This window comes from Emticicia sp. (genome assembly GCF_049241225.1).
Taxonomy (GTDB): domain Bacteria; phylum Bacteroidota; class Bacteroidia; order Cytophagales; family Spirosomataceae; genus Emticicia.
Genome location: NZ_JBMLRC010000243.1, coordinates 1 through 2,218, shown reverse-complemented (window position 1 = coordinate 2,218; position 2,218 = coordinate 1). Strand labels below are relative to the sequence as shown.

Below are 2,218 nucleotides of genomic sequence, written 5' to 3'. Positions count from 1 at the left end.
GTGAAACGATTTCACTTATTGATTTTTTGGTAGCAATCTTCGCCCAAATCTTCACTGCCTTTCCAAAAGTGAAACGATTTCACTTATTGATTTTTTGGTGGCAATCTTCGCCCAAATCTTCACGGCTTTTCCAAAAGTGAAACGATTTCACTTTTGGAAAAATAAATATATAAATTGTAATATATTGTTTTGATAAATATATATGATTTTATATATTTGTAAGAAAATAACTCAAAAAAAGCATGATAAGTATCGAAATTGTTCGAAAATTCTTAAACTCAAAACCTTCGATTAACCGTACTCAGTTAGAAAAAGAGGCTGGAATTCCGGCAACAACTATATATAAAGCACTCGAAGGAGTGCAACCGTTTTCAGCAAAACACCTTGAAAAGTTGGAGGTAGTCATGCGAAATTATGGTTACTCTGAAAACTCATTTTCAAAGGCTCGCTGTGTATCATTGATAAATCATAAGGGTGGGGTGGGGAAGACCACCACGACCATTAACTTAGGAAAAGCACTGACACTTCTGGGATATAAAGTTCTGCTGGTTGATATGGATTCTCAAGGAAATCTGTCACAATGTTTTGGGGTGCATAATCCTGAAAAACAAGTGATAGAATCTTTGATTACGAGAGAACCATTACCGATTTTGGAAGTAGAGGAAAATTTATTTCTTGCTCCGTCGGATATCAAGATGGCTACTTACGAAATTAAGCTGATAACTGAGGTTGGTTCTGAAATGCGTTTAGCCCGAAAGATCCAAGCACTCACTGACCAGTATGATTTTATACTTTTTGATTGCCCACCATCGCTTGGCGTCATGACAATTTCAGCACTTAATGCTTCGACCGAATGTATTATTCCAATACAGCCAGAAAGTTCGGCGTTTAATGGGGTGCGTAACCTGATTGAAAAAATTGATAATGTTAAAGAATATACAAATCTGACCTTAAAAGTTAGAGGCTTTCTTTTTACGATGGTGCATCCTAATCAGACGATTCATCAGGCAATTATGGAAAACGTGCAAGAAACCTACCCAACAATTCCTGTTTTTGAGAGTATGATTGAAAATCAGACTGTTATTAAACAGAGTCAATATTTGAATGAAGATATCTTTAGATTTGATGGTAAATCAAAAGCCGCTAAACAGTATATGGCATTGGCAAAAGAAGTAGCTTCGGTTGAAACAAAATAAAATTAAGAGAAATGGCCTCAAAGAAAGAACTTTTCAAGAAAAAAGCACAAGAATTAACCACCATACACAATATTCCAAAACCAACAGCACTGGGAGCCTTCAATGATATCGAACGAGTAAAAAGTAGTATTGAAATACTGCCTGAGCTACAGGCATTTATTAGACCACTCACCGACGAACAATTCGGCCAACTCGAGCAAAATATCTTGGCACATGGCTGTCAGGATGCTCTAATTTTGTGGGAAACATCGGCCTATGATTTGGGTAGGGGAGAGTCTGAACTTTCGGTGTATGTGCTGATTGATGGACATAATCGTTATAAAATTTGCAAAAAAAATAGTATTGATTTTAAGATTATGCTCAAAACCTTTGAGAGTATCGAAGCGGTAAAAGAGTATATGATTGACTTGCAAATAGGGCGAAGGAATCTGACGCTCGAAGAAGAATCGTATTATAGAGGCTTAAAATATAATGCACAAAAAGGCAAAAGGGGAGTAGCATTACAATTGGCTCAGGAGGGTAGGGGAGAAGAGGTTGTAAATATTGCCGAAAACCTTGCCGAACAGTTTAATGTGACTTCTCGGACGATTAAAAATGATGGAAAATTTGCTTCTGGCTTAAATAAGCTTTCAAGCGAACTTCGCCAAGAGGTTTTGCAGGGAAAAAGCAAAATAAGTAAGAAAGAGATTCAGGCACTCGCAGACGCTGATTTTGAAGAAAATTCAATCAAATCTTTGGGCGAGATTATAAATGAAGCAAACACAAACGAAAATCTTTCGCCAAAAACAGAAAAACTTTTGTTGGAAATCAAAAAAATGGCCGAAAAAGTTCGTTCAAAGAAAGCCTGCGAACAACTGATTGCGAAATTGAATGAGTTGAAGGATATGCTTTGAAATATCAGAGCATATTTATTAGACTCTGGCTCATGATATGATATAACTTGCTGATAATTAGATTCACAGATATAAAAAATTATGATAATGTTTTTTTATGTTTAACATAATAAAAGTTATAAAACGATA

At 35.8% G+C, this 2,218-nt stretch carries 2 protein-coding genes; both read left to right on the top strand.

Annotated elements, in window-relative coordinates; genetic code table 11:
- Nucleotides 1-242 precede the first annotated feature (242 nt).
- On the top strand, nt 243-1,196 hold the full coding sequence (locus tag ACOVO2_RS13175; RefSeq protein ID WP_421770426.1) for a ParA family protein: 954 nt from the start codon (nt 243-245) through the stop codon (nt 1,194-1,196).
- Nucleotides 1,197-1,207: 11 nt separating this feature from the next.
- Entirely contained in the window at nt 1,208-2,089 is an 882-nt protein-coding gene (locus tag ACOVO2_RS13170) for a hypothetical protein (protein WP_421770425.1), read from the top strand.
- The last annotated feature ends 129 nt before the right edge of the window (nt 2,090-2,218 follow it).